We start from the raw sequence: 22,293 nt of genomic DNA on the forward strand, positions 1-22,293 counted from the left end.
GCAGTTATAGCCTCATAAAAGGTGGTTATAAGACAATATTTTAACCAGCAGAACATGATGGCACTCATAAACAACAGCGGAGGCAAACCTTGAATTCATCGACAGAAATACAAGCAATTTTGGCACTAGCAGACGGTACGATTTTTCGCGGTGTGAGTATCGGTAGTGCAGGTCATCGTGTCGGTGAGGTGGTATTTAATACAGCCATGACAGGCTATCAAGAAATCCTCACTGACCCAAGCTATGCACGCCAGTTGGTAACGCTAACCTATCCACATATCGGTAATACCGGCACCAATAGCGAAGACGCTGAATCGGGTAACAATCATCAAGTATGGGCAGAAGGTCTCATCATTCGTGACTCAACAATGGTGACCTCAAGCTTCCGTCATTCTGAATCACTCACCGACTATTTAAAACGTAATAATACCGTTGCTATCGCTGAAATTGATACCCGTCAGTTGACGCGTTTATTGCGTGACAAAGGCGCACAGCACGGCTGTATTATGACTGCCTCAAACGGTGAAACCATCAGCACTACTGATGAGCAACAAGCGATTAAATTGGCGCAAGAATTTGCTGGAATTTCAGGTATGGACTTGGCAAAAGAGTGCTGCCATCCTGAAGGCTTTGAATGGACAGCGGGTACGTGGGAGTTGTCAGATACGCTGCTCAATCGCGATATAGCGGGTAGTCATGACAGCGGTACGGGCGGCTTCTTTAAGCATTTGGGCACGCATATTGAGTCAAAATATAATGTCGTGGCTTATGATTTTGGTAGCAAAACCAATATCCTACGTATGCTCGTTGACCGTGGCTGTCATGTGACCGTTGTGCCTGCACAAACGCCTATCGCAGATGTGCTCGCCATGAATCCAGATGGTATTTTCTTATCAAATGGTCCTGGTGATCCAGCTGCTTGTGGCTATGCGATTGATGCGGTGCGTCATATTATTGAAGAAACGGATATTCCAACTTTTGGTATCTGTTTAGGTCATCAGCTGATTGGTCTTGCCAGTGGCGCAAATACCATTAAAATGAAAACAGGTCATCATGGTGCCAATCATCCAGTACAAGATTTAGCGTCTGGTACCGTTATGATTACCAGTCAAAATCATGGTTTTGCGGTTGACGAAGACACTTTACCTGCTAATGTAAAAGCCACGCATCGCTCATTATTTGATGGTACTAACCAAGGTATCGAACTGACCAATAAGCCTGTCTTTAGCTTCCAAGGTCACCCAGAAGCCAGCCCCGGTCCGCATGATTGTGCGCCACTTTTTGATAAATTCATCACTATGATGGAAAACGCTAAGACTGAGCAAGCTTAAACTATCCGTATCAAAAATAAGTTAGCCCTATCAAAAAATCAGCCATTAAAAATAAACTAGGCGCTAAGAGCAATCATAGCGCCTACAGTCGCAACATATAAACAGTCACAGCAAACAAAATTCAAAGTACATCTTAATTAAAATATCACTCAAACGAAGGTAGCCCTAACTATGCCAAAACGTACCGACATAAAAAGTATTCTTATCATTGGCGCAGGTCCTATCGTCATCGGTCAAGCGTGCGAGTTTGACTATTCAGGCGCACAAGCATGTAAAGCTCTAAAAGAAGAAGGCTACCGCGTCATCTTGGTCAACTCAAATCCTGCCACCATCATGACTGACCCAGCGATGGCAGATGCCACTTATATTGAGCCGATTACGTGGCAGACGGTTGAGCAAATCATCGCCAAAGAACGCCCTGACGCTATCTTGCCAACGATGGGCGGACAAACAGCGTTAAATTGTGCTTTAGAATTAGACAAGCATGGCGTATTGACCAAATACAATTGCGAATTGATTGGCGCGACCAAAGAGTCAATCGAGATGGCAGAAGACCGCAACTTGTTTGATAAAGCCATGAAGCGTATTGGGCTTGAATGTCCACGTGCTGAAACCGCTGAAACTATGGAAGAAGCGTTTATTACCCAAGAAAAAATGGGCTATCCGTGTATCATTCGTCCGTCATTTACCATGGGCGGTTCAGGTGGCGGTATCGCTTATAATCGCGATGAATTTATCGAGATTTGCGAGCGCGGTTTTGACTTATCGCCAAACCATCAGTTACTTATTGATGAGTCATTGATTGGTTGGAAAGAATACGAGATGGAAGTGGTTCGTGACAAAAATGACAACTGCATCATCATCTGTGCGATTGAAAACTTTGACCCGATGGGCGTGCATACAGGCGACTCTATCACGATTGCGCCCGCGCAAACGTTGACAGACAAAGAATATCAAATCATGCGTAACGCCTCAATCGCCGTATTGCGCGAGATTGGTGTTGAAACAGGTGGATCAAACGTGCAGTTTGGTATCGACCCTGAAACGGGTCGTATGGTCGTCATTGAGATGAATCCACGCGTATCGCGTTCATCCGCATTGGCATCAAAAGCGACTGGCTTCCCGATTGCTAAAATCGCCGCCAAACTAGCGATTGGTTATACCTTAGATGAATTGCAAAATGACATCACTGGTGGCAAAACCCCTGCCAGCTTTGAGCCTGCACTTGACTATGTCGTTACCAAGATTCCACGCTTTAACTTTGAAAAATTCCCACAAGCGGATAATGTCTTATCAACGCAAATGAAGTCCGTTGGTGAAGTGATGGCAATTGGTCGTAACTTCCAAGAATCCATGCAAAAAGCCTTACGTGGCATGGAAACTGGCTCGGACGGTTTTGATGAGCAAATTGACTTAACCCAAGTCCCTGCTGATAAAGCCCGCAACGAAATTACCAACCGTCTAACTATCCCAACGCCAGAGCGCATCTACTATGTTGCTGACGCTTTCCGTATTGGTATGAGCGTTGATGACGTCTTTAATTTAACCAAAATTGACCCATGGTTCTTAGTACAAATTGAAGATATCGTCAAGACAGAAGCGACGGTTAAAACATTAGGCTTTGGCGGTTTAACTGAGAATAATTTACGTCGATTTAAACGTAAAGGCTTATCTGACTTACGTTTGGCGAAATTACTTGGCGTCTCACAAAAGCAATTGCGTGCTAAGCGTTGGGATTTAGGCGTACATCCGGTTTATAAGCGCGTTGATACTTGTGCAGCTGAATTTGAAACCAGCACCGCTTATATGTACTCAACTTATGATAGCGAATGTGAAGCCAAACCGACTGACAAGAAAAAAATCATGGTCATCGGTAGTGGTCCAAACCGTATCGGTCAAGGTATCGAGTTTGACTATTGCTGTGTGCACGCGGCACTTGCGATGCGTGAAGACGGCTACGAGACCATCATGGTCAACTGTAACCCTGAAACGGTTTCAACTGATTATGACATCTCAGACCGCTTGTATTTTGAGCCAATTACGTTAGAAGACGTGTTAGAAATTGTCCGTATTGAGCAGCCTGATGGCGTTATCGTGCAATTTGGTGGGCAAACCCCATTGAAATTGGCACGTGCCCTTGAAGCCGCTGGTGTTAAAATCATCGGTACTAGCCCTGATGCCATTGACCGTGCTGAAGACCGTGAACGCTTCCAACATATGATTCAGCAGTTAAATCTAACTCAACCAACTAATGCGCTTGCTACTAGCTTAGAAGATGGCTTGGTTAAAGCAAAAGATGTGGGTTATCCACTGGTTGTACGCCCATCATACGTCCTTGGCGGTCGTGCTATGGAAATCGTTTATAACGAAGACGAGCTAAAACATTACCTGCGTACTGCTGTTCAAGCTTCTAATGAAGCGCCTGTATTGCTTGACCGTTTCTTAGACGATGCCATCGAGGTTGACGTCGATTGTATCTGTGACGGTACGGATGTGGTCATTGGCGGTATCATGCAGCATATCGAACAAGCAGGCGTGCACTCAGGTGATTCAGCATGTTCATTGCCACCGTATTCATTATCAGAAGAATTATGTAATGTGATGCGCGCACAAACCGTTGCCATGGCAAAAGAGCTTGGTGTGGTTGGTTTGATGAACGTGCAGTTCGCGGTCAAAGGCGAAACCGTTTATATCTTAGAAGTGAATCCACGTGCCGCGCGTACCGTGCCGTTTGTTTCTAAATGTATTGGTACGTCATTGGCTAAAGTTGCCGCACGTTGTATGGCAGGCACGTCACTAAAAGACCAAGGTTTTACCAAAGAAATCGTGCCTTCTTTCTTTGCCGTCAAAGAAGCAGTCTTCCCGTTTGCTAAATTCCCTGGTGTCGATCCAATCTTGAGCCCTGAGATGAAATCAACAGGTGAAGTGATGGGCGTGGGCAAAACCTTTGGCGAAGCGTTCTACAAAGCCATTATCGGTAGTAATGAGCGTTTGCCAGGTTTGCCGACTGAAGGCGAAACCAAAACCGTCTTTATCTCTGTACGCGATAGCGACAAAGAACAAATTACCCCTATTGCGCGTCAGCTTATCGACTACGGCTTTAACATTGTCGCGACTACGGGTACGCAAAAAGTATTGGCTGCCAACGGTATTGACTGTAAGCAAATCAATAAAGTCACCGAAGGGCGTCCACATATCGTTGATGCGCTAAAAAATGGCAAAATCGACCTGATTATTAACACCACCGAAGGCAAGCAAGCGCAAGAGGATTCGTTCTCTATCCGCCGTAGTGCCCTGCAAGGTAAAGTGTTCTACGTCACGACATTGGGCGCAGCAGATGCCGTTTGTAAATCTTATGCGATTGACTTGCCGTTTGAAGTCTATAAATTGCAAGATTTACATGCACAAGCAAAGGGTCTTGACGTCGCCGAATAAATTCAGTAAATTAGACGTCACGAATTAACTTATTATTAATGTCTTATGAATACCTAAAAAGCATAGTGGCTGAACAGCTACTATGCTTTTTATTACGTACGTTTATAGTGTGCGGGCATGGTACAACAATGTGCCGCCACGCTTCTCTCATACCCATAGCAATAATACCGTCACACATCACACCATCTCATCATGAGGTGGTGTGATGGTGTTGGTTTAAGGAAAAAATATGCAACGTTACCCAATGACTCCGCAAGGACATGCCGCTTTAGAGGCCGAATTAAAACAATTAAAAAGTATTGACCGCCCACGTATCACTGCCTCTATCGCAGAAGCGCGCGAACATGGCGACTTAAAAGAAAATGCTGAATATCATGCTGCTCGTGAACAACAAGGATTTTGTGAAGCGCGTATCCGTGACATCGAAGCCAAACTTGGTGGCGCACAGGTCATCGATCCGGCAACGCTGCCGCAAGAAGGGCGCGTCGTCTTTGGTGTGACCGTCGTTATTGAAAATATGGATACCGAAGAAGAAAAACAATACAAAATCGTTGGTGATGATGAAGCGGATTTTAAATCAGGCAAAATATCTGTCAACTCACCGATTGCGCGTGGTCTGATTGGTAAATCTAAAGGTGATGAAGCACGTATTGAAACCCCAAGAGGTGTGGTTGAATACGAAATCATGGAAGTGGTTTACGGTTAATCCTAACGGTAGCAATGTTGATCGCATTAGCCATGCTAGCAGATTGCATGGCATACTCATAAATTACAAAATGCTGCTGTTTTTACAATCAGGTTATAGCAGATAATCGTTTAGATTTAAACTAAACAAATAACGCGAGCTTTTTTTGTGGTGACATAAAAGCAATCATGATAAATACTGCCCTCGTAACGAACGCCGATAAGCGGTTCGTTGCGAGGGTTTTGTTTATCAAACAAACCACTCTTCTCTTATAATTATAAAAAAGGAAAGTATCAATCCTATGATAACTCTTAAAACTAAAACTACTCAAAAAATAAAGGCAACGGCTACCCTGACCCTAATGGCAAGCAGCTTGTTCATTATCAGCGCTCATGCTGCGCCTGACCTTATTATCGCCCCAGGTGCAACGAACAGCACCACCATTGTTGAGCAAAGCGCTAACGGTGAAGTGGCAATCATTACCGCTACTCCCAATAGTATCAGTATGCAAAATGGTATGCCTTATGCAGTCACCCAAGTGACCAACATCCCACGCTATACGGTACGTCAAAATGGCGCTTTGCAAAGTGTTAACAACCCAATCTTGGTCAGTCAAAATAATGTGATAAGCACAGGCACAACCGTTACTACCTTGCCTTTAAATACAATTCCAGTCACCAAGCAAATGACCCCAGTCGGTGTTATTACCACGCCTGTTAATACCGTAGCGCAAGCACTACCCATAACGACCAACAATACGATAGCGGTTACGACAACTTCACTGGATACCTTGCAATTAAAACCTGTATTTAGCACTCCAAACGTGGTCTCTGCCAATACGAAAGTTATGAAAATTCTCAAAAATAGAGAAGGTGTTGAGTTCGCCGTCCCTGCCAATCATATTGCCGCTGGTGACATTATCGAATATCACACCGTTTATACCAATACGACCGCAACACCGGTCAATAATATCAATGCCACCGTTTCTCTACCCAATAACGTCAAACTGGTGTCTTTAAATAGTCCGCTGCCAACGCTCGCCACCATCAATGGTAATACCTACCAAACCATCGGACAAGTAAGCACATCTACCTTAATTCAAGAACCGTATACAGGCTTACAATGGAATCTAGTCAATCTTGATGCCAATGCCGCTCAGACGGTCGTGATTCGCGCCACTGTGCAATAAATAACATCTGCTTATCACATGACATCGTCTTAATATTAAAAGGTCTTTTTAAAAGACCTTTTTTGTGGCTATTATTTTTGAGTGGTATTATTTTTAGGTACTGTTTTTGGATACTGTTATCTGCTAAATAGCTATTAAAAGGGCTGCGCTAAAAACGCGATGAAATAACAGCGGTATGATGGCGAATAATCATAAAAAATTATAAGGTGATAGACTCATTCTACCAGCCATGATTTATATAAGATGGCTTGATGGTTGAGTTTTGGCTATTTTTGATTGACAATAGCAGCTTAATATTATCAACGGATATTTACCGCCATTATGATAGTGATGCGCTTATTATCGTCTTTAAAACATGATGAATCCGAACGGGGTATCTTTTATCTTGGGCGTGCATTGGTTAAAAATGGTCATACATCGATTATCGTCTCCAGCGCTGATGACGATAACGATTTGGTAAAACGTCTAGAGCGTGATGGTAACCTCTATCATCAACTACATATGTATAAAAAATCATGGATGGCGCTGTTACAAGTTGCACCATTGCGACATCTAATTGAGCAATATAATCCTGACGTCATTCACGTTCACTCGCGCACGCCAGCGTGGATATTGCATTTAGCGCTGCGCCGCGCCCGTGTTAAAACCAGACCAAAAATCGTCTCCACGATGTATGGTTTTTATCCCATTAATAAATATTCGCAAGCGCTGCTCGATGTCGATACGGTTATTACCGTGTCTGATAGTGTGACCAATTATCTAAAAAAAGGGTTGCGTCATGAGCATATTAGTCCCAAAGTCATCAAACGTATCTACCGCGGTATTGATATACGCCGTTATCCTTATCGCCACAATCCCTCGGTATATTGGCTTCGGCACATCTTTGCAGAATATCCTGAGCTTGAAAATAAAAAATGGCTGGTCTTTCCAACGGTTATCGGCAATGAATATGGACAAGAATGGCTCATCGATATATTAGGCAACCTCAAAGAACAATTTCCTAATATTCACGCCATCATTATGGATGAAGATTATAGAGAGGGAGATGTGGCACACGAGGATTTTCGCCAGCGCAGCAATACCCTGAATCTTGGTGAAAACATTACTTATGTCGGCAGCAAGCGTAATGATATGCGCGAATGGCTATCCGCAGCAAACATCGTGATGGCACTGGCTAACCAACCAGAATCTATCGGTATCAATGCCCTGCAAGCCATTCATTTAGGAACGCCCGTGATTGGTTGGGATCAAGCGGCATTTAGTGAGATTTTAAAGCCGCTTTATCCGCAAGGCTTGGTCAAAAAATACAATGCCCATGCCTTATGTAAAGCGGTTAAAAACCAGCTCGAAGGCGTGACTCGTCCTGAAATGACTGACCAATTTACCATGCGCGAGATGATTAAAGAGACCCTTGCGGTCTACTATGATTTATACGAGCAGACGTTAGAAGAACAGCAACTCATAAAGACCAGTCAAGCATCACACAAACTGACGAAAAACATGAAGTCAGTGTTTAGTAACACTATCGAAACGGCGGAGCAAGCGCCTACTAAAGTCAATATACAAAAGACGACAGCAGTGGCTATCTCACTTGTCAAACCAAAATCAGCAACTGATGCCGATACTCCGCAAGCGCCTATCGTAAAACCACCGCAGAAATAGTCTTTATAAAAAGAGCTTATAGAGTCAATGGATAAAACAAATAGAAAAAATGTAGCGCGTGATATTACTGGCATTTGCTAAATAACAGTGTCAATAACATCACGCGCTCATTAATGTTTATTAAGACAAACAATAATCTCAGCTAATATCAGAACACCAATATTTGGTCACCACATACTCTTCGATGCCGTATTTAGAACCTTCGCGTCCAAACCCTGACTGCTTTACGCCACCAAATGGTGCCACTTCGGTCGAAATCAGACCCGTATTGTGCCCAATAATGCCATATTCAAGCCCCTCGGTGACACGCCAAGCACGCGCAAAGTCGCGACTATAAAAGTAAGATGCCAAGCCATAAATAGTATCATTAGCAGCACGAATCGCCTCTTCTTCGGTCTCGAAAACGAAAATAGTCGCCACGGGTCCGAATATCTCTTCGCTCGCAATATCCATATCAAGACTGATATCGGTAATCACTGTTGGGTTAAAGCTTAGCTCGGACGCCTTATTTTTATCACCGCCAGTGACTAATTTTGCGCCTTTATCAACGGCATCCTGTAGTAAGGCTTGGACTTTTTCTAACGCATCTTGATTGATTAAAGGTCCGATATCGACCCCTTCATTGGCACCATTGCCTACTTTTAATGCTTGCACTTTTTTGACAAAGATATCTAAAAATTGCTCCTTGATACTCGCTTGTACATAAATTCGATTGGCACAAACGCACGTTTGCCCTGCATTACGAAACTTGGAAGCAATCAGACCCTCAGCCGCTTTTTCTAAATTGGCATCATCAAATACGATAAAAGGCGCGTTGCCACCCAGCTCCAGAGAGAGCTTTTTAACCGTCGGTGCGCACTGTGCCATTAAGGTGCGTCCAACTTCAGTCGAACCAGTAAAGGACAATTTTTGAATGCGGGCATCACCGGTTAAAATGTCACCGATAACGGACGATTTACCAGTAACGACTTGAATAACCCCTGCTGGAATCCCTGCTTGCTCTGCCAACACACCCAGTGCCAATGCAGAAAATGGTGTTTCCGTAGCGGGCTTAATAATAATCGTACATCCTGCTGCCAAAGCCGGTGCAGCTTTGCGGGTAATCATTGCTGCTGGAAAATTCCAAGGCGTAATCGCTGCGCAAACGCCAACGGGCTGCTTTAAAATCACATGACGCAGCTGCGCTTTAGTCGCTGGGATAACATCGCCATAAATGCGTTTACCTTCTTCCGCAAACCAGCGGATAAAGCTATTGGCATAACCCATCTCACCGCGTGACTCGCTGATAGGTTTGCCTTGCTCAGCGGTCATTAAAATAGCCAAGTCTTCTTTATTTGCATCAATCAAATCCGCCCATTTTTGCAATAAATCAGCGCGTTCTTGTGCCGTTTTTGCCGCCCACTCCTGTTGTACAGCATGAGAGTAAGCCACCGTATCCTTGATATCTTGTTCGGTTAAACTGGGAATAGTACCAATAATCTTACCGTTAAATGGATTGGTCACGTCAATACTGGCAGCATTACTGGAATCATGCCAACCATCTTTAATTAGGCACTGTTGTTTGAGTAAATCAGGGTTTGAAAGTTTTAACATTTTTATATTCCTTATTATTTTATGAGGGATTTGAAGTAAGTCTACAATCATCGGCTTATTAAGCAGACGATTTATTCATACGCCCACTACTCTAGTCGCTATGTACGCCATTATGTTTATGTATTTTGTTATATTTCCTGACTTTATTATATTTACCAACTTTGTTGTTTTTACCGCATTTGTTATTTTGCGAATTTATTACCCAAAAAAAATACGACTGACCGTAACGTTAGCAAGCCGTTACGCACTTTGTACCCGTCCCGTGATATCATAGGCACAGATATACGCAGCTCTTTAATGGTTGAGCGACTGACCCGCTATCGGCAGTCTGTCTTCTATTATATTCATTATTTATAATAATGAGAGCTGCGTTTTTTATTTTTCATGTTTTACAGTTGAGCGTTGCTATGCCCGAATCTCGTACCACTCTAAACCCTACGTCTGAACATAATGCGCCCTATTTAATAGGGATGTTACTGCGCTATAGTACCTTTGGCGCAGCAATATTACTGCTGTTAGCGGGATTATTATTATTAAAATGGTGGCTGATTGCCATTGGTGGCTTTGGGGTCGCTTTGGGCATTTATGATGTGCTGCAATCAAAGCATGCCATCTTAAAAAACTATCCGGTCGCTGGTCATATTCGCTACGTGTTAGAGGACTTTCGTCCTGAGATTCGTCAATATTTGCTCGAGAATGACAAAGAGCAAGTGCCGTTTTCGCGCCAGCAGCGTGCACTGGTATATCAACGTGCCAAAAACGTCAGTGATACCAATGCTTTTGGTTCGCTTGATAATTTATATGCGCATGGCAAAGAGTGGTTTTTACAATCCGCCATCAGCGAGCCTATTCAAAATCAGAACTTCCGTATTATTGTCGGTGGTGAACATTGTTTACAGCCGCATGATATGTCGGTGTTTAATATCTCAGCGATGAGCTTTGGCAGCTTATCCGCTAATGCCATCATGGCGCTGAACCAAGGCGCAAAAATGGGTGGCTTTACTCACGACACAGGCGAAGGCGCTATTAGCCCTTATCATCGTAAATTTGGTGGGGATTTAATTTGGGAGCTAGGAACAGGCTACTTTGGCTGTCGTGATGCTACTGGTCATTTTGACCCGCAGTCTTTTGCCGAAAAAGCCGTTGACCCGCAAGTTAAAATGATTGAAATTAAACTGTCACAAGGGGCTAAACCGGGTAAAGGTGGCGTGTTGCCGAGTGAGAAAATCACCCAAGAGATTGCGGATACGCGTCAAGTGCCAATGGGGCAAGATTGCGTGTCGCCCTCCTCACATACGGCATTTAGCAACCCGCGCGAGTTGGTTGCATTTTGGCAACAGCTGCGTGAATTATCAGGCGGTAAACCGGTTGGCTTTAAGCTGTGTATTGGTCAGCCATGGCAGTTTATGGCCATTGTTAAAGCCATGATTGAAGCGGATAATTATCCTGATTTTATCGTGATTGATGGTGCTGAAGGTGGAACCGGTGCAGCGCCAGTAGAATTTATGGACAATGTGGGCATGCCAATGGTTGATGGATTCTTATTGGTGCACAACACTTTAGTTGGCTCTGGTATCCGTGACAAAATTAAACTTGGCGTTAGCGGTAAAATCGTCTCGGGCTTTGATATTGCGCGCATGATTGCCTTGGGCGCAGATTGGTGTAACTCAGCACGTGGCTTTATGTTTGCCGTTGGTTGTATTCAATCACGCTCATGTCATACTAATACCTGCCCAACAGGCGTTGCTACCCAAGACCCGTATCGCCAAAAGGCATTAGATGTGCCAAGTAAAGCTGAGCGCGTGGCAAGCTTTCATAAAAATACGCTCAAATCACTGGCTGGTATTGTGGGCGCTGTTGGGTTACAACATCCAAGCCAATTGCAACCCTATCATATCGCGCGTCGCTTAGATGATGGACAAATTAAACTATTATCAAAGTTCTTTTATTTTACTGATGAGGGGGCACTGCTTGACCACAGTGCTCGCGCTGATGTATTTAATCAAATGTGGGTTATGGCAAATCCGGCTAGTTTCTTAGCTGATAATGATGCGCTGATTGCTTACAATAAAGACTCGCGTGACAAAGGTAAAGAAACCAAAGCACCGACGATAGAAACGGTATTTAGTAAAGTTAGCCACAGCGATGGTGGTAGATTGACTGGCAATATTAATCATACCTTTCGTGATTTACCCGATACGACAAGCTAGTTCATTATAAAATAGATCATCATAAAAATTGACACGCTATCAACCATCACCACGTTATAGAAGATAAATGCACCATGTCACGTTCTATTTTTACTTTACCTATCATGAGCTTACTCGCGCTTACTATTACGGTAAGCGTCAGTGCTTGTCAGCCGTCAGCGTCTAATGACGCTGAAACTAACGCTGAGCCTTGGTCATGTAAAGAAGCATCGTCACCCTTTGCTTATAGCGTTTGCCGCGTGAATGCAGACGTTTTAACAAGAGGCAAGAATATAAATGGTGGGTATTCATTGCAATTATTTTGGCAAGAAGCGGATAATAAATCCCCGCTGCTGACCTTTGACAAATTATTGGCTACCTTACCCGCGTCACAGAGTTTAGCATTTGCCATGAACGCTGGGATGTATAACGAGCACTATGCGCCAATTGGTTATACCGTCATTAACGGCAAAGAGGTTCGAGCATTAAATCTCAAAGAAGGCGGTGGCAATTTTCATTTATTGCCCAATGGAGTCATGTGGTGGGATAAGGCAGGTCAGGTACAAATTACTGAAAGTCAGACATTAAATGAGCAGCTCAAAAATGGCAGCGTAAAACCATGGTTTGCTACTCAATCCGGTCCCATGCTCGTCATCAATGATAAAATTCATCCTAAGTTCAATGCTAATAGCACCTCCGCAAAGTTTCGGAATGGCACAGGCGTTTGTAGTGATGGCAGCATCCAGTTTGTAAACAGTACTGAACCTGTCACTTTTTATCAATTGGCGGCACTATTTAAAGATACCTTACAGTGTCCAAATGCATTATTTTTAGATGGCGGTATTGCATCAGCATTATATGCGCCAACTATCGATAAACATGATAAAAAAGATATGGGCGTCATGATTGGTCTGATTGAGACGAAAAAGTAAATACAAACACAAACTTGCGCAAGGAAGCGTTTAGTTTGCTACAATAACGCCAATTTTTTGCAGTCATTTTTTATACTTAACGTTTATCATTAGCTCTTATTATTTGAATAAATATATTGTTATTCATCTCTATTATCAAATCATTGTTATTACATTACTATTATCATATTACTGTCATCAAATCACTGTTAAACAACAGGATTATCAAACTAATAAAGCGAGATTATTATGGGTTTTAACTGCGGCATCGTCGGTCTACCAAACGTGGGTAAATCCACTTTATTCAATGCCTTGACCAAAGCGGGAATCGCTGCTGAGAACTTCCCCTTTTGTACCAAAGATCCCAATACTGGTATCGTTCCTGTACCTGACCCACGCTTAAAAAAGCTGTCTGATATCGTCAATCCTGAGCGCGTCTTACCGACTACGATGGAATTTGTTGACATTGCAGGCTTGGTCGCTGGCGCGTCAAAAGGCGAAGGCATGGGCAATCAATTTTTAGCCAATATCCGCGAAACGGATGCGATTGCTCACGTGGTACGCTGCTTTGATGATGATAATGTGGTACACGTTGACGGTCGCGTCAGCCCGATTGATGATATCGAAACCATCAATACTGAATTGGCATTAGCCGACCTTGAAGCGGTTGAACGTGCCATCCACAACTTGACCAAAAAAGCCAAAGGCGGCGATAAAGACGCGCAAGCCATGCTTGATGTGTTCAAAAAAATTGAGCCATTATTAGCAGACGGTCAGGCGGCACGCGCAGCTAACTTGGATGCTGATGAGAAAAAACTGATTAGAAGCTATGGTTTAATTACCCTTAAACCGACCATGTATATCGCCAACGTCAGCGAAGATGGTTTTGAAAACAATCCTTATCTTGATGCGGTACGCAATTATGCAACTGGCGACGATGCTATCGTTATCGCTTTATGTAACCAAATCGAATCTGAAATCGCGCAGTTGGATGAAGACGATAAAAAAGACTTCTTGGCTGAAATGGGCATGGAAGAAGCAGGTCTAGATCAAGTTATTCGCGGTGGTTATGACTTACTGGATATGCAAACTTACTTTACCGCTGGTGTAAAAGAAGTCCGTGCTTGGACGGTTGCTGTGGGCGCAACCGCTCCACAAGCAGCAGGCGTGATTCATACGGATTTCGAGCGCGGTTTTATTCGTGCTGAAGTGATTGCGTATGATGACTTTATTGAAAATAATGGTGAAAAAGGCGCAGCAGCAGCTGGTAAATCACGTTTGGAAGGCAAAACGTATATCGTTCAAGATGGCGATGTGATGCATTTCCGCTTTAACGTGTAAACGCCTTTTGATATGTTTGATATCTTTCTTTACAAGGTCTTAGCATAGCGTAACCAAAAGTCAGCCTTTGTGCTGGCTTTTTTATTATACTGAGTTCATGATTTTATCAAGATAGTCTTATCAAAACACTCTTATCAAGATAAGCTGAATTTAAAATAATAATAAGGAAATTGACAGTATGAGTCATTCGCTGAATACGTCACTTAGCGCCCGTGAACATTGGGCACGCTTATTTAGCGCCCAGCGTTTGGGCAGTAATAAATTACCCCCGACACAGAACAGCGCCCGCAGTGCTTTCCATAAAGACTATGACCGTTTGGTATTTTCCCACTCTTTCCGGCAACTGAATCAAAAAACCCAAGTTCATCCTCTAACCAATCAATTGGGCATTCATACGCGCTTAACCCATTCCTTAGAAGTGTCTTGTATCGGGCGCTCGCTTGGGATGATGGCAGCAGAAAAGCTTGATGCAAAACTGGATAATGGCTTACCCGCAGGGGTAACGCCTGCCGATGTTGGGGTGATTGTGCAAGCGGCTTGCCTTGCTCATGATATTGGCAATCCGCCGTTTGGTCATGCGGGTGAATACGCGATTCGAGATTGGTTTTTACATCCTCAGCGCGAAGCAGTGCTCCAACATTTAAATGCTGAAGAACGCTTGGACATCATCACTTATGAAGGCAATGCGCAAGGGTTTCGGTTATTGGTCAATAACGAACACCATCCTGATGCGGGCGGTATGCGCTTAACCTGTGCGACTCTTGGCGCTTTTATGAAATATCCGTGGTTGGCAACTCATAGCAATGAGGTTCGTCTTGATAGTCAATATAAGCAAATAGTAAATGCGCAAAAATTTGGCTGTTTTTATAGTGAAGCGGCACAATTGCAGCAGTTAGCCAAATGCTTACATTTGCCACGCTCCACGCAGCATGATGGCTACGCCCGTCATCCGCTAGCCTACTTATTAGAAGCGGCAGATGATATCTGTTATGCGCTAATAGATTTAGAAGATGGCGTTCATCTGGGTATGCTCACTTATAATGAAGTCGCGAGTATTCTTTATCAGCTTATTGGTGAGAGTCCTGCTACCATTACCTTACCGTCACATATGTCTGTCAGACAAAGTCTCGCGTCATTGCGCGCGCGCGCCATGATGCGCTTGGTCAATGCGGTCACCGATGCCTTTGTTAATCATGCCGATGCGATGCTTGCAGGGACGCTAACGGGTAGCTTATTTACCCACTGTGAGGCAGCATTGCAAAATGGTATCAATGACGCTAAGCAGTTAGCGCGTGAGAAAATCTTTAATCATCCGAGTAAAGTCAGAATGGAGCTGATGGCAAACCAATGTCTGCACCGGCTGCTGGATGCCTTTATGCCACTGGCGTGGATGGGAATCGCGGAACTACAAAACGCCCCTACGTCATTTGAGCAGCAACGCTTATTAAGCTTACTGCAGCCTCATCTTGACGAAAATCAACGCGTATTAACTAATAACATTTATCATAATATACTCAATATTTTAGATTTTATTACGGGTATGAATGACCATGAAGCCTATCGATTAGCACAAGAATTACAAGGTCATTGGGGTACGATGGTATAAATCTTTAATTCGTCTACGATAACTTTGGATTTCATTCGTATTTTTACGTTGAAATAAGTATCATAAACACCTATCAGATAATTGTGAATATTATGAGCAGTCGCGAACAAAAAAAACTTCAAACTCGGCACGCCTTTTTTAATGCGGTGCTTGATCTTTGTATGACCGGTCAATCATTTAGCTCTATTAGCTTACGCCAAGTCACCCGTGAGGTTGGCGTGGTGCCAACTGCATTTTATCGTCATTTTGATGATATGGAATCTCTCGGGCAAGCTCTGGTGGTTGAGGAATTAGGCAGCACGCTAGCGATATTAAGCAACAGCTTACAAATTGGGCGTAAACGTAGCTTTGAGCGGCAAATTGCGAAAAGTATTCAACTGTTTTTACAAACCGTCAGCACCCAACCGCGCTATTGGCAATTTTTAGTCAGTGAACGCTTTGGCGGTTCAGAAGCAGTACGCAAAGCCATCAATAAATTAATGAAAATGCACGCGCAGATGTTAAGTGAAGATTTGGCATTACAGCCAGCCTTTGCGCACATCAACGCTTATGACCGCCGTTTGCTTTCTGAAGCAGGGGTTAATATGTTCTTTTCTTGGATTATTGATTGGCTAGATTTGACGTATTCTGAGGATCATGATGATGAAGTTGACTTAGCAGAGATTGAAGATAAAAAACAATTGATGCTGCATAATTGTACCCGTCAAGCGCAAATGCTTTTTTATGGCGCATATAATTGGAAATCAAGTGAAGAAACACGTCTCAATGATTAATGTAATACCGCTAAAGCACATTCGCTATAAAAAGATACTAACCACTAAAAACTGGGGCGAAATGCCCATAAGCGCTGTGATATAACTTTAATTACTTTAGTGTTTTGCTCATTATTATTAGTATTATCGGTGCCATTAGCATTATTATTCTCAGTAGCGGGCGCAGCATCAATTTTACTAATTAATACGGTTGCAAATCGTTGCCGCGCTGCGCCCTCATTACGGTTATCCATTGCCGTAATCAGTGCCATAAAAGCTTGGCTATCCACTGCTAATAATGGTACTAACGCGTTGCGCTGCTCCGTATCAAGCACACTCAAAAAGGGTAATTGCCATAAATCATCAACAGACGTCAGTGGCTGCTTATCTCGCAATTCAGTCAGTGCTTGCATCTGTGCAACCGTGCCACCTTCTACCAACGCTGCCAGCACCACAGGATTTGCGGTATTAATATTAATCGGCAGATAATAAGGTACAGCCGTAATATAAGGACGTAAGGTCACCAATACCTCGGCACTTACTCCGCGTACTTCTTGTAATTGCTCAACACTGATAAACGGCTGATTGGGTAGCGCTTTATCAGAGCCATTACCTGATTGCTGAGCATAAACTACACTTTCATCACCGCCATCTTTGTACGTTTCCTTATCCGTATCTTGCCAATCAAGCACAGCAATCGCGATATCAGAGTCTACATTTAATGCCTTTAATAAACGCTGAAACGCTGCCAACGCTGCGGTATCAGTTGCGCCATCATGATAGAGATTATTAATATTAAAACGACTGGCTTCATCACGCATTTCCACAGCAATGGTATGCGTACCTAAACTATAGGGCGGTAACGGCTGCGCCCAAATATCCTGCGTACTGTCCGTGTCATTAAGCTTCGTATCGGCACGCAGCATCGTGATCGCTAACTGCTGACCAACATTGATATCTTGTAGGAGCTGATTTTGATTAAATAACACACCGCTACGACGGATAGCAATTTTTTGACTGGCAAGCATAGCGCCTGCGACGATGGTTATACTGACGACCAACAGTAAAATAGTTAATAATGCTACGCCGCGCTGAGAGTTTGCTGTCATTGCTATAAGCCACTTTTATTATTTAATCTATACTATTATTGACCATTGGGTGTATTTTCAGGATTGTTATTGAGGTCTGCATTGTTTTCACTATTGCTGCCCTCGTTATTGCCTTTATTACTATTATTGTTATCAGGGTTGTTATTATTAGTAGGGTTATTATCTGTTTTATTGACGTTACGTTTGTTAGGAATGGCTTGCGGCGCCATTGCCCATTGCCACGTAATGGGATTATCCTGATAAGTAAAACTGACGCCAACGCCTTTAGGCAGTAAAACAACATCCTCTTTACTAGCAATATTATTATTGCTATTTTGAGTATCTTTATTAGGAAATTTCGCACTCATTTCAGATAAATAAGCCTGCCAGCGACCCTCAGTGACTCCTTCAAGCAGCACGCTATCAAGGCTGATACTATCACTACTTTGCAGGCTATTATATTGGCGACGAATCAAACGCTGATCGCTAAAGATATATTCAACACGCTGTAAACTTGTGCTACTTTGATAACGAGGGTCAGGGTCAGCGAAACGGATAAAACTCACGCGCTCGCTATCTAAACTCATAAACGGCTCAGCGACGGATGCCGTTTTATTATTCGAATTGTCATTACTGTCAGTAGCGTTTTGGGACACGGGAGCTTGATAAGCAATAATTTGCCCCATATCCTGTTGTAATTGCAAATAAGCATATTGTAGTACGGCGAGCTGATCGGCATGATATTGCGCACGCTCACGCGCTCGATTGACACTATCGAATACTTGCCAACCTGCAACGGCAAGCACGGCAAATATCGCCATCGCGACCATCAGCTCAAGCAACGTAAAGCCGCGCTGCCTCACAACTTACCTCCAGAGCGATTCATACGACCCAAGTCTAAACTGCCGATTTCTTGTTCAGGATTCGTTAGCATCATATTAATATCAGTGACTACCGGACGGGCTTGACCATCAATCATAGGGGCGACCGTAATATTCACCTCTTTTAAAGCGGGCGTTAAGGTATCAGAGAGTGTCATGGTTACTTGCCAATCGCGACCTTGAGCATTGACGGTTTGCGTACGATTTTCCGTCAGCCATGTCTCATTCATACGCAAATCAGCTGCGGCATTTTGCGCCACAAAATGAGCAAGCGTTCGTGTTCGTAAGACATCGACTGAATGTAAATAGGCACTACTGGCACGGCTCGCAGCAACCGCCACGACTGCTAAAATGGCTAATGCCACCATGACTTCAATCAGCGTAAATCCACTCTCGCGCCTTGGTAGTCTGGATATTTGGTTTATAGGTTTATGAAGCCCTTTAGCGTTTTTGCACATACGTTATAACCCTTGCCCTAACGTCATACTACCGTCAGGCATAATCGTAATGACTTCCCCAACCAAGCGCGAATTATGACGCACTTCAATCGTCACGGGTGTCGCTTGTCCTGTACCAAACCATAAGACTTGCGGCACTGTTTGTCCACTAAACCAAGGCTGCAATACTGGCATTTTCTCCGCACCATTATTGCCAACAACTTGCGTGCCTTCTAAGCTTTGAATATTTAAACTAACCCCAACGGGTAGCTCAGGCAAGGTCACTTCCGAATCGACCTCCCAGCTTGGTATTGGCGGCTTTTCTGTATTATTAGATAATCCTGATAAGTCTGCTGACAGCTCCATTGAATTTTTAGGCGTACTGTCTATCGCATTTGAGGGTACAACAGGCGTTTGGTAACTCGAATAAGGATTAGACAGGGTAACAATAATGGGCGTCACTTGCCCTTGCTTATTAGCTTGCAAACTTAACCCCATCGGTTGCATACGCTCAGCGGATAGTAAGCGCACATAGCTCAGCGAATCCGTGAGATGCTCATAAAATGCCCGATTTTTTCGCGACTCACTACTGCCGACTGACAAACTCATCATGCCAGCAAAGATAGATAAAATCACCACGACGACAACGATTTCAACCAATGTAAAGCCAGTCTGCGAACGAGATAGCATCGGAAAGTGAACTGTTGGCTGAGAAAAATGTGGGGTTAAAGCTAAAGAAGATGGAGACAAGTTAGGTGCAAAGCTAGACTGACTTTGGACATTGAGCGGCATAATGCACCTATTTTCCATGTATGCAGCCATCCATCTGTGTAGAGATAAAGATAAGAGACGAGAGACGAGCCGCAATTATTCTCGGCTTGTGGGTAATTCAAGAGTGCTCAGCAGTTAATAAGTGGTGTTACGATGCGCCTCAGATTCAGTCTCAATTTGTTCAACCAGCTCTTGCATGTCTTCATCCAGTAGCGGCTCGTTCACATCACAAATAGGATAATGGCTGGGTAAATCAAGCATTTGTATGACTAACGCGTAACGCAAGGTATCACGGCGACCCAAATAACGCTGATAAAAGCTAGAATTAAGCAGACCTGCTCCGCCTTGACCCATTGCCCAAATTGAGGACAAATAATCACGGGTGCTCATACTGCTACGCTCATCTTTTAAATGCGCACTGACAATATCAATCAAGCGCTTCATACGCTGACGGCGTATGTCATACAGCTCACCAAACAAGCGATTAAGACCGGTCACGGATGCGGCAAGTCGCTCTTCAATCTGATTAAGCAGCATCGCTTTTTGTGGATTCAGCAGTTGCTGAAAAATCATCCGTGCTACACCTGCAGACGCACCATCATCAATACGATTAATCGCAAATAACTGTTCTTCATAACGAATAATAATACGCAAATATAGCTCATCTTTACTAGAAAAATGCTTATATAACGTACCTTTTGCCAAATCAAGCTGGTCGGCAAGACTGTCCAAAGTAATGTCACCATTGCCCGATTCTAGCAACAGTTGCTCAGCCATCGCTAAGATATTTTCTTCTCGTACTTTGAACTGGTGTTGACGACTCATAACCTCTCCTAAAATCCGTTAGGACTTGACCACAACTGGCAGTTTAACGACTATATTCGGTAAATGACTGACTGGTCATAGCATAACGATTTTAGAGATACTGTGCTAGTAAATTCTCAAAGTTTTTTGCCGTCAACGCCCCAACTTCTTCAACGTCTATACCGTACATATCCGCCAAACAACTTGCCACATAAGGCACATAAGCCGGCTCATTAGGGCGACCACGTTTAGGTACTGGCGCGAGATAAGGGCTATCGGTTTCAATCAACAAGCGATCTTTTGGCATTTTTTGCGCGGCATCTTTGATGATTAATGCGGTTTTAAAACTGACAATGCCTGAGAACGAGATATAAAAGCCTAAATCAAGGGCTTTTTTTGCCGTTTCCCAATCTTCGGTAAAGCAATGAATGATGCCATGTTCCGCACCTTCTGCTTTTAAAATATCAATAGTATCGTCTTTGGCATCACGCATATGCACGACCAACGGTTTTTTAAGTTGTTGGCTGGCATGGATATGACGCGCAAGGCTCGCTTGCTGTTCGATTTTATTATCTGTTGACCAATAATAATCCAATCCCGTCTCGCCGATTGCCCATATATGGTCGTGGCTTGCCATTACAATCAAACGCTCCACGGTTGCTGACTTAAGCACATCTATATCTTCGCACGGATGAATGCCCACGCTCATACCCAAATTTAACGTCTCATCGCTATAAGTTCGTACAATTTCTGCAATCTCATCATATTCAGCAAAGTCACACATAATTGCCATCGCTCGGGTGACATTCGCTTCTCTCATCGCAGCAATTGCGCCCGCTAATTGACCATCATGGCGCGTTAAATCTAAACGGTTTAAATGACAATGGGTATCGGTAAACATAAGTAAATTATTCTTTATTAAAAATTTCTTTAATTATATCAAATCTAAACCTATGTGACCGTAACTTAGATGAGCTTCTCAGTGATAGGTTTATTGATAATCGAGTTATTAATTTAACAACCTAAAGATAAGAGAATCAGCCACATGCCATATCACATGACAGAGTTTTATTTGCTTTATCAAAATTTAAATAAGTGTTGCAGCTCATCCCTTCGTTACTATCAATTTCGACCTCGTAGCCTATCGCTGTATTTTTATAGGTTACCTCTATACCTTCATCTCGATAGGTACCATTTTTAGGATTATCAGCTGTGATGGTATATGCTCCTGTTTCACTTCGCGCTACATAATAAAAGCTGGGTCTTAACTTCATAAAAGCAGTATCTGTAAATACCATCGAGAATTTTTTGTACTCAAGGTCAGTATCATGTGTATCTTCTTTTAGCGCCGCTAATGGCAACCCAAAAAAGGTCGAATCTTTTAGATAGTAAGTGGTAGTGATATTATTACCACCAGATTTATCTTTAACCTGCTTCTCGCCTTTTCTAATAATAGATGCCTGATATTTCTTCGGTAATTCACCCATAACATGGAATGCATTACCGCAACTATCCTGCAAACTAGTGAGTTGAGGGGTCCAATCTGTTGCCGCATGGGTAAACTGCATTGCTGACAATACAGCCATTCCGGAAACAAATTTCTTGATCATAATTATTC

Annotated in this window: 18 protein-coding genes; 10 read left to right on the plus strand and 8 right to left on the minus strand. The window is 43.3% G+C overall.

Annotated elements, in window-relative coordinates; translation table 11 throughout:
- Positions 1–89 precede the first annotated feature (89 nt).
- The 5 genes from carA to AOC03_RS02480 all read left to right on the plus strand — a co-directional run bounded on the left by carA (position 90) and on the right by AOC03_RS02480 (position 8,302).
- Entirely contained in the window at positions 90–1,331 is a 1,242-nt protein-coding gene (gene carA, locus AOC03_RS02460) for a glutamine-hydrolyzing carbamoyl-phosphate synthase small subunit (RefSeq protein WP_062533444.1), read from the plus strand.
- Between the two features lie 171 nt (positions 1,332–1,502).
- Entirely contained in the window at positions 1,503–4,766 is a 3,264-nt protein-coding gene (carB, locus tag AOC03_RS02465; protein WP_062533445.1) for a carbamoyl-phosphate synthase large subunit, read from the plus strand.
- 229 nt (positions 4,767–4,995) lie between these two features.
- Entirely contained in the window at positions 4,996–5,472 is a 477-nt protein-coding gene (gene greA, locus AOC03_RS02470) for a transcription elongation factor GreA (protein ID WP_062533446.1), read from the plus strand.
- Positions 5,473–5,752: 280 nt separating this feature from the next.
- Entirely contained in the window at positions 5,753–6,640 is an 888-nt protein-coding gene (locus AOC03_RS02475; RefSeq protein WP_062533447.1) for a hypothetical protein, read from the plus strand.
- A gap of 321 nt (positions 6,641–6,961) precedes the next feature.
- Positions 6,962–8,302: a glycosyltransferase family 4 protein gene (locus AOC03_RS02480; protein WP_084785748.1), complete on the plus strand. Its 1,341-nt coding sequence runs from the start codon at positions 6,962–6,964 to the stop codon at positions 8,300–8,302.
- 138 nt (positions 8,303–8,440) lie between these two features.
- Here the strand turns inward: AOC03_RS02480 and AOC03_RS02485 are convergent, their stop codons facing one another.
- Entirely contained in the window at positions 8,441–9,895 is a 1,455-nt protein-coding gene (locus AOC03_RS02485; RefSeq protein ID WP_062533448.1) for an NAD-dependent succinate-semialdehyde dehydrogenase, read from the minus strand.
- Positions 9,896–10,302: 407 nt separating this feature from the next.
- Between AOC03_RS02485 and AOC03_RS02490 the strand changes: the two genes are divergently transcribed.
- The 5 genes from AOC03_RS02490 to AOC03_RS02510 all read left to right on the plus strand — a co-directional run bounded on the left by AOC03_RS02490 (position 10,303) and on the right by AOC03_RS02510 (position 16,715).
- Positions 10,303–12,105 carry an FMN-binding glutamate synthase family protein gene (locus AOC03_RS02490; RefSeq protein WP_062536402.1) on the plus strand — a complete coding sequence of 601 codons (1,803 nt, stop codon included), beginning with the start codon at positions 10,303–10,305 and terminating at the stop codon, positions 12,103–12,105.
- Between the two features lie 74 nt (positions 12,106–12,179).
- On the plus strand, positions 12,180–13,016 hold the full coding sequence (locus AOC03_RS02495) for a phosphodiester glycosidase family protein (RefSeq protein ID WP_062533449.1): 837 nt from the start codon (positions 12,180–12,182) through the stop codon (positions 13,014–13,016).
- 228 nt (positions 13,017–13,244) lie between these two features.
- Entirely contained in the window at positions 13,245–14,336 is a 1,092-nt protein-coding gene (gene ychF, locus AOC03_RS02500) for a redox-regulated ATPase YchF (protein WP_062533450.1), read from the plus strand.
- 178 nt (positions 14,337–14,514) lie between these two features.
- The gene (locus AOC03_RS02505) at positions 14,515–15,942 is read left to right on the plus strand and encodes a deoxyguanosinetriphosphate triphosphohydrolase (RefSeq protein WP_062533451.1); all 1,428 of its coding nucleotides are present in this window, start codon (positions 14,515–14,517) and stop codon (positions 15,940–15,942) included.
- 92 nt (positions 15,943–16,034) lie between these two features.
- Positions 16,035–16,715, plus strand: a complete 681-nt coding sequence (locus AOC03_RS02510) for a TetR family transcriptional regulator (protein ID WP_062533452.1) — start codon at positions 16,035–16,037, stop codon at positions 16,713–16,715.
- Between the two features lie 44 nt (positions 16,716–16,759).
- On the opposite strand, the gene gspK is transcribed toward AOC03_RS02510, so the two are convergent.
- The 7 genes from gspK to AOC03_RS02545 form a co-directional block, all read right to left on the minus strand.
- Positions 16,760–17,803 carry a type II secretion system minor pseudopilin GspK gene (gspK, locus tag AOC03_RS02515; RefSeq protein WP_062533453.1) on the minus strand — a complete coding sequence of 348 codons (1,044 nt, stop codon included), beginning with the start codon at positions 17,801–17,803 and terminating at the stop codon, positions 16,760–16,762.
- 35 nt (positions 17,804–17,838) lie between these two features.
- Positions 17,839–18,645 (minus strand): type II secretion system minor pseudopilin GspJ, encoded by an 807-nt coding sequence (gspJ, locus tag AOC03_RS02520; protein ID WP_227514273.1) that lies wholly within the window; start codon positions 18,643–18,645, stop codon positions 17,839–17,841.
- Positions 18,642–19,121 carry a type II secretion system minor pseudopilin GspI gene (gene gspI / locus AOC03_RS02525; protein WP_062533454.1) on the minus strand — a complete coding sequence of 160 codons (480 nt, stop codon included), beginning with the start codon at positions 19,119–19,121 and terminating at the stop codon, positions 18,642–18,644. Before gspI ends, gspJ begins: the two co-directional genes overlap by 4 nt.
- Before the next feature lie 3 nt (positions 19,122–19,124).
- Positions 19,125–19,892 carry a prepilin-type N-terminal cleavage/methylation domain-containing protein gene (locus AOC03_RS02530; protein WP_227514274.1) on the minus strand — a complete coding sequence of 256 codons (768 nt, stop codon included), beginning with the start codon at positions 19,890–19,892 and terminating at the stop codon, positions 19,125–19,127.
- A gap of 114 nt (positions 19,893–20,006) precedes the next feature.
- A complete protein-coding gene (locus tag AOC03_RS02535) occupies positions 20,007–20,696 on the minus strand; it encodes a TetR/AcrR family transcriptional regulator (protein WP_062533455.1) in 690 nt (229 codons plus the stop codon).
- Positions 20,697–20,787: 91 nt separating this feature from the next.
- Positions 20,788–21,576: a TatD family hydrolase gene (locus AOC03_RS02540; protein WP_062533456.1), complete on the minus strand. Its 789-nt coding sequence runs from the start codon at positions 21,574–21,576 to the stop codon at positions 20,788–20,790.
- A 136-nt stretch (positions 21,577–21,712) separates the two neighbouring features.
- Positions 21,713–22,285: a hypothetical protein gene (locus tag AOC03_RS02545; protein WP_062533457.1), complete on the minus strand. Its 573-nt coding sequence runs from the start codon at positions 22,283–22,285 to the stop codon at positions 21,713–21,715.
- Positions 22,286–22,293: the final 8 nt, after the last annotated feature.

The organism is Psychrobacter urativorans (assembly GCF_001298525.1).
Taxonomy (GTDB): Bacteria; Pseudomonadota; Gammaproteobacteria; order Pseudomonadales; family Moraxellaceae; genus Psychrobacter; species Psychrobacter urativorans_A.